Source organism: Nostoc sp. CHAB 5715 (genome assembly GCF_020829685.1).
Classification (GTDB): Bacteria; Cyanobacteriota; Cyanobacteriia; order Cyanobacteriales; family Nostocaceae; genus Nostoc.
The window spans coordinates 1-6,746 of sequence record NZ_JAIVFR010000362.1; the positions used below are offsets into that span (position 1 = coordinate 1).

7 protein-coding genes and 1 pseudogene are annotated in these 6,746 nt (G+C 41.9%); 3 read left to right on the top strand and 5 right to left on the bottom strand.

Annotated features, from left to right (window positions below):
- Together LC574_RS20030 and LC574_RS20035 are read right to left on the bottom strand one after the other, a co-directional pair.
- Positions 1–463: Fic/DOC family N-terminal domain-containing protein (locus tag LC574_RS20030; RefSeq protein ID WP_306422139.1), on the bottom strand; the 463-nt coding region annotated here is incomplete at its 3' end.
- 253 nt (positions 464–716) lie between these two features.
- Positions 717–2,156 carry a GTP-binding protein gene (locus LC574_RS20035; protein WP_229455147.1) on the bottom strand — a complete coding sequence of 480 codons (1,440 nt, stop codon included), beginning with the start codon at positions 2,154–2,156 and terminating at the stop codon, positions 717–719.
- Positions 2,157–2,466: 310 nt separating this feature from the next.
- Between LC574_RS20035 and tpiA the strand changes: the two genes are divergently transcribed.
- Together tpiA and folP are read left to right on the top strand one after the other, a co-directional pair.
- Positions 2,467–3,198, top strand: a complete 732-nt coding sequence (tpiA, locus tag LC574_RS20040) for a triose-phosphate isomerase (RefSeq protein WP_229455151.1) — start codon at positions 2,467–2,469, stop codon at positions 3,196–3,198.
- Positions 3,199–3,383: 185 nt separating this feature from the next.
- The gene (gene folP, locus LC574_RS20045) at positions 3,384–4,244 is read left to right on the top strand and encodes a dihydropteroate synthase (protein ID WP_229455152.1); all 861 of its coding nucleotides are present in this window, start codon (positions 3,384–3,386) and stop codon (positions 4,242–4,244) included.
- On the opposite strand, the gene LC574_RS20050 is transcribed toward folP, so the two are convergent.
- Together LC574_RS20050 and LC574_RS20055 are read right to left on the bottom strand one after the other, a co-directional pair.
- Positions 4,241–5,086: an SPFH domain-containing protein gene (locus LC574_RS20050; protein WP_229455148.1), complete on the bottom strand. Its 846-nt coding sequence runs from the start codon at positions 5,084–5,086 to the stop codon at positions 4,241–4,243. The two genes, folP and LC574_RS20050, sit on opposite strands and share 4 nt — an antisense overlap.
- 71 nt (positions 5,087–5,157) lie before the next feature.
- Positions 5,158–5,298: a hypothetical protein gene (locus LC574_RS20055; RefSeq protein ID WP_229455150.1), complete on the bottom strand. Its 141-nt coding sequence runs from the start codon at positions 5,296–5,298 to the stop codon at positions 5,158–5,160.
- Between the two features lie 821 nt (positions 5,299–6,119).
- On the opposite strand from LC574_RS20055, the gene rpsU reads away from it, so the two are divergent.
- Entirely contained in the window at positions 6,120–6,299 is a 180-nt protein-coding gene (rpsU, locus tag LC574_RS20065) for a 30S ribosomal protein S21 (protein WP_069073049.1), read from the top strand.
- Between the two features lie 82 nt (positions 6,300–6,381).
- Here rpsU and LC574_RS20070 read toward each other — a convergent pair.
- A pseudogene (locus LC574_RS20070) lies at positions 6,382–6,624 on the bottom strand (glycosyl transferase family 1); the annotation flags it as partial.
- Positions 6,625–6,746: the final 122 nt, after the last annotated feature.

Sequence of the window (6,746 nt, forward strand, 5' to 3'; positions counted from 1 at the left end):
GCACACCATCTACTAAACGCTCATGGAGTTCACACATAAAACGTAAGCAGATAGGCAGGGTTGTGAGTCTTTCTAAGCCATATTCTAAAGTACGCACATAATTCAAAACTTCTTTAACATCAGATTCTGGTGGAGAAGGATTTATACCTGGAAGCGTTAATTGTCCGGTTTCATAAGCGTAGAGGTTAGTAATATCTGCTTGGGTTCCCTCAATACGTGAAGACAGCACTGCCTCCCGGCGAATAAATGGACGGATGAGAAGATTAGGATTGAGCATAGTACGTCCTAATCCTGCAAGTTCACCCAAAGCTCGGTCAGCATCAGAAAGTGTGCGCCAAATTTCTGTATCCAGTTCTAACACTGGTGGTAAAGGGTTGGGAACAAAAGCAAAACAAGGATTTTCTCCTTGTATAATTTGCACTAATCGACCTGTTGGGCTATTTTGAAAGTCTTCTGGTTTCATACCGTATTGCTATTTTCTATGCCAACTATTTATTGATAAAAAATCTCGTCCCTGCTCAGTAATGTGTTGTGCGATCACTCAAACTTACTCTGCTGGCAGTATTGTTATACCTAAGTTGGACAATATACCAGAGTAAGTTCAAAGTGAGATTTAAGCCAAAGCCGAGCAAAAATCAGAATTACTAGAAGTCAAAAACAGTATGCCAAATAATTCAATCTGTCAACGCAGACAAATAATTAGTCAATCGACAAAATCAATCCAGATTTTGCAGCCCCATTGCAATCTTACTATGCTTCTCAATTTGCCCCATCACTTGTTTTGCCCGTTGAATCACCACCGCTGGTAAACCCGCTAATCTTCCCGCCTCAATCCCATAAGACGAAACACCAGCTACTCCCCCTTGGGTGATTGCCACCGATATATAAGGGCCTAGCGCGATGCCACCCGTAGCTGTTGCAGAGATACCAAGTAAAGTTTTTAATCCACTCAAGCCCAAATTTGCCAACAGTTCACTAGCACCAATGCCGCCCATACTCAGGGCGATTTTTTGTAGCAATTGTACAGCCCCGGCTTCGGTCATGGAGAAGCCATAGAGTTTAGATAAACCCAAAATCAGAGCAATATCAATGACTACACTACTCAGAATATCTACCACAGTTAGGGGATTAAGTGCGATCGCTAATGCTTTAGTCATTACAGCCTTCCAAATCAACTGATTAGCATTCACCTCCCGAATCATCAGTTTTCGTTCTATCAACTGCTCATTTACAATGTCGGCATAAAGCATGGTATTGAGGGCAACTAAAGCTTTACCCTCACGATGCAGAATCTCTAATATTTTCAGCTTGAGTTCCTCGACTTGGGCATTACCTGTACGCAACTGTATGCCCCTAGTACCATCAGGGCGACGAATCGCCGTCTTCACCAATGGCGATGCCGCAGCCATGACAATTTCTAGAGGTGTGAGTAATTCCCGCACCCTTTCATCCCGGATTTTGTGATAAATTGCCATCCGGTCTGCTTCTGGATACTGGTCTACTTTGTTAAATACTAGAATGATCGGTTTACCTGCTTCCCGCAACTGAGAAAGGGCGGCGTATTCTAGCTTCGTCATGTCGCCAGATATCACAAACAGAATCAAATCCGCAAGTTTTGCAATCTGTTCAGCTAACGCGGCACGAGTTGCACCATCTACCTCGTCTAACCCAGGAGTGTCAATTAATTCCACCTGGGATTGACCTACACCAGGGAGAGTAACTCGCAAAGCACGTTCAGTTTCTCCAATCGCTTCCTCACTAATACTCCAATTAACTCTTTGTGCAGCACGAGTGACGCCATGCAGCGGCCCAGTTTCAAATACTGTTTGCCCAACCAAAGCATTGAGTAGCGAAGACTTACCACGTCCCACCATGCCAAAAGCCGCAATCTGCACCACCATGCGGTCTAGCTTCCCCAGCATGGTTTCCAAATCCGCAATTTCCGCCTCTAACCCGGTTTTTTCTTGGGGGGTGAGGTCGAGATTGCTTACCAAGTTTCGCAGCGCCGTTTGTGCTTGTTTATAGTTTAGTTCCGTCTGAATGTCTTCAAAACTGAAAATAGCACTATCCAGTTCTTCCTCCCAGCTGAAAGAATTTGCGTCAGTGTTGGCGGAATCACTTTGATGAGGTTCAGGCACGGGCAATGTCGAAGTCATATCAATTTTAGATTTTAGATTTTAGATTTTAGATTTTTAGATACACCCCGTTTACTATCCTAGTTATTTTTAGGAGCGGTTTGGCGAGATAAGACAGACGAAGGAGACAAGGAAAATAAGTATGCCCAATGCCCAATGCCCCATGCCCAATGCCCAATGCCCCATGCCCAATGCCCAATGCCCCATGCCCAATGCCCAATGCCCCATCCCCAATGACCAATGACTAATGACCAATGACCAATGACTAACAAAAAGTCATAAACTGAAAAATGCATCTAAATAACTCGTTAGGATCTTGACTAAATTAACTGTGCGGAAAATCGTTATTGCCGGTAACTGGAAAATGTACAAAACCCAGGCAGAGACCCAGGAGTTTTTACAAGGATTTCTGCCCCACTTAGAGGAAACCCCCCAAGGGCGAGAAGTGATATTGTGTCCTCCGTTCACTGATTTAAGTGTTTTGTCCAAGAGTTTGCACGGTAGCCTCATCCAACTGGGGGCACAAAATGTCCACTGGGAAGAATATGGAGCTTATACGGGTGAGATTTCTGGCCCAATGCTGACAGAACTTGGTGTGCGCTTTGTGATTGTCGGTCATAGCGAACGACGGCAATTCTTTTGTGAAACGGATGCAACCGTTAATCTACGCCTCCGAACTGCTCAAAGGTTTGGTTTGACCCCAATTCTCTGTGTTGGCGAAACTAAACAACAACGAGATGCAGGAGAAACTGAATCACTGATTGCTCTCCAACTTGACAAAGGCTTGGTAGATATAGATCAGGATAATTTGGTGATTGCCTATGAACCGATTTGGGCGATTGGTACTGGTGATACTTGTGAAGTAACGGAGGCTAATCGGATAATTGGCTTAATTCGTAGCCAGTTGAGTAATCCAAATGTATCAATTCAATATGGTGGCTCAGTTAAGCCGAACAATATTGATGAGATCATGGCTCAACCGGAAATTGATGGTGTTTTAGTGGGAGGAGCAAGTTTGGAACCTGAGAGTTTCGCTCGAATTGTAAATTTTCAGTCACTGTGATGTGCTTTCTTCTCGTTCCCATGCTCTGCATGGGAATGCCTAATGTAGATTTATGTCAAGGAAATTGATAAAGACTTTTTGGTACATACCTCGCTCGTAGTGGGCGAAAAAACTAATCATATCGGACTAATTCAAACCACGTCAAAGAGTGAGTGTGGTATTTCTTGGACTAATGACTAATGACTTTGCGAAGCAACTTGATAATTAGAGGACGCTGTTTCGAGTGGGGACAGCGCACTTATTTGATGGGGATTTTGAATGTAACGCCTGATAGCTTTAGTGATGGGGGTGATTTTAACACTACCTCTGCCGCTTTAGTACAGGCGCAAGCACTGGTGGCTGCTGGTGCTGATATTATCGATGTGGGCGGTCAATCAACTCGACCAGGGGCAAAGCAAATAACTCTGGCACAGGAACTTGACCGGGTGTTATCGGTGTTACAGGTGATAAGACCAGAAATTTCAGTCCCGATTTCTGTAGATACCACCCGTGCTGCTGTAGCCAAGGCATCTGTAGAAGCTGGAGCGAATATTATTAATGATATTTCTGGCGGCACTTTTGACTCAGAAATGTTACCAACAGTTGCAGAGTTAGGTGTGCCGTTTATTTTAATGCACATCCGTGGAACACCACAGACAATGCAACAACAGACTGATTATCAAGATTTGCTAGGAGCAATTTATAGTTTTTTGGCAAGACAAATTGAGGTAGCAACTGCTGCGGGCATTGAACGGGATAAAATTATTATTGATCCTGGTATTGGCTTTGCTAAGAACTATGAGCAAAATTTAGAAATTTTTCGCCGCTTGCGATCGCTCTTAGCACTCAATTGTCCTATCTTGGTAGGAGCATCCCGTAAAAGTTTCATTGGTCGCATTTTAAATCAACCAGATCCCAAAGCACGAGTTTGGGGAACGGCAGCAGCTTGTTGTGCTGCTATTTTCAATGGCGCTGATATCCTCCGAGTTCACGATGTTCAAGAAATGCGTGATGTTTCACTAGTAGCCGATGCCCTACTGAGAAAAGCCGCACAGAATAACTGTTAGGGATTACCGTTTTCGGATTTTTTGCCATTACTTTCGGTATTTATTGACTCGGCTATCAACTCTTGAAACATTTCACTTGAGTTGGCTGGGTCTACAAAGACAATTTTGGCATTACTGCTCTCACCAAGTTTTTGGCTAGCATCTACGTAATCTTGAGCTACAAGATACCGCAGAATGTCCCTACTATCTGGATTGGAACGGAGAGCTTGAGAAATGATTTGCACTGAAGCCATAGTTCCTTCTGCTTTTTTAATCGCAGCTTCCTTTTCCCCTTCTGCTTCAGTAATCAGCGCCCTTTTTCTGATTACAGCAGCTTGCTCCTCTTCCCTAGACCTTCGTACACTCTCAGGTAAGGTAATTCTCTGAAGGTCTAACCGGAGAATCTCAACTCCCCAATCTGCCGTTACATGATTCAACTGGTCTATGATAGCTGAGTGCATCTCCGCTCTGGAGACATTGGTCTGCTCTAAGGTGTTCTGGGCAATGATTTCCCGGAGCGTGGTTGTGGTTATCTGTATCAGTGCACCTTGGAGATCCTCAATAGCATAAAAGCTTCTCTCAATATCTCTAATGCGCCAGTACACAATAGCATCCACTTCCACATAAATATTATCTTGGGTGATCACATTCTGAGGTTTGATGTCTAAAAACTGCTCTCGTGTCGTATCTTCCATCACAATCTGATATACTAAGGGAACAATAAAGTTCAGCCCAGGTTTAAGTTTCCGATGATACTGCCCCAGGCGTTCGACTAGGGCTTCATTACCTTGATTAATCAGTTTTGCAGAACCTAAGGCATAACCTATAAGCACTAAAACTATAAAAATGATTGGCGTCTCCATATATACTCCTATTCAGCTTTTGGGAGAATTTAGTGTCAAAGATATGCTAATAGCTTGTCATATCTTTGAGTTTAATGTTTTGAGTCTGTAATTTTATCAACACCAGCAGCGATGTCTGATGCCGAATCGCTGCGCGTCTTGTACATATTCTGTAAATGGGCTGTTTTGCGGAATGCGATCGCTATTAAAGCACCTTGATAAAACGCTGGCAAGGACTACTTTATCTCATCAACATTATTTATATTGACATCTTCAGACAGCTTGGACTCTAATTCAGTATATTCACATAGATTAATTAAATTTTAGTAAAATTTATTAGGATTTTAAAAACTTTAGTATAATCTGATTAAAATTTGCTTCAGCCATTAAAAATATAAAAATATTATAGGCAGGCTGTTAATCAGATTTATCTATTTAATTTTACTTTTTATAAGCTTATAGTTTTTTGATCAAAATATCATATTTTTTAGCGATTAATTATATATTTTTTCAGCAGATTACCAGCTAGTGTTTACGTATTAGCAATTATGATAGGTGTGTTTCAATTAGTGTTTTTTCGTAGAGAAGCTAGTAATTTTGAATGGGTTTTGTTAGGGATTGGCATAGTACTAGTTTTATTCAGTGGTCAAGTAATTTTCAGAGCAACTAGTCTATGGAATTTACTTGTTGTTTCGCCGCATTAGTAGCCTGATATAAATTGTTTAATGAAGGCAAAATAAACTTTTAAAATCTGTACATATAATCATATATTACCATATCTATTAGTAGCTAATACTACATTATTCGCCAGTTTATAGTACAGCCATAAAAATTTAGCATTATAATTTTTCCGTCTTCTCTATTGCTTCTGAGAGTGCATTAGGGCACTTAGATTAACATTTAGTTAAGTACCGATTTCACGACGCAGAAGCACACATAACCCGCTTCAAACGGACGAATAGCCTCTTAATCATGACTTTAGCTCAGGGGGGGTTTTACTAAGGTTGAGGATAATATTAGAATGGAAACTATTGATGATGAGGAAAAGGCAAGAATGACCCAGGTGGTTCTAGGAGAGAACGAAGGAATAGACTCAGCTTTGCGTCGGTTTAAACGTCAGGTTTCCAAAGCTGGAATATTAGCTGATGTGAAATATCATCGGCACTTTGAAACACCGATAGAGAAACGCAAACGTAAGGCAGTGGCAGCTAGACGCACAAGACGTTTTAAATAAACCTATTTGATATGATACTGGCGTTGCTTGAGGTTATGACCTAAAATAGGCAACAGCACGTAGGCGTAGCCCGTCGTAGACATCGCACATAAATTTCATTGACGCTATGTTCGCAGGTAATCACATCGCATTTCCCCGCTTCCACCCAGTTATCAACCCAGGTTTGCATCTCAATTGAATAGCGGTTGAGTACGCTTGGTGGTGTTCCCTGTTGCAAAAATTTACCAAATCGCTGTATTTTCTTAAATATTCCGGTGGTTGCAGAATCTGGCGGGCGTTCAAAAATGGCTAGATGATCCAGACACTCGCGTAATGCTGCTACTTCAATTCCTCCCCTTGTTAAAATCCTAGGTTTCTTGATTTAGCAAAGTTAAGCATCTTGAGCTTGCGTTCTATATTCTTATTGGCGCAATCAAAATCAACTTAGGCAGTTTTGGGATGAAAATT

Excerpts from the sequence above, each read along its gene's own strand:
- LC574_RS20035 (WP_229455147.1), bottom strand. The coding sequence starts at position 2,156 with ATGACTTCGACATTGCCCGTGCCTGAACCTCATCAAAGTGATTCCGCC.
- LC574_RS20050 (WP_229455148.1), bottom strand. The coding sequence starts at position 5,086 with ATGGAGACGCCAATCATTTTTATAGTTTTAGTGCTTATAGGTTATGCC.
- rpsU (WP_069073049.1), top strand. The coding sequence starts at position 6,120 with ATGACCCAGGTGGTTCTAGGAGAGAACGAAGGAATAGACTCAGCTTTG.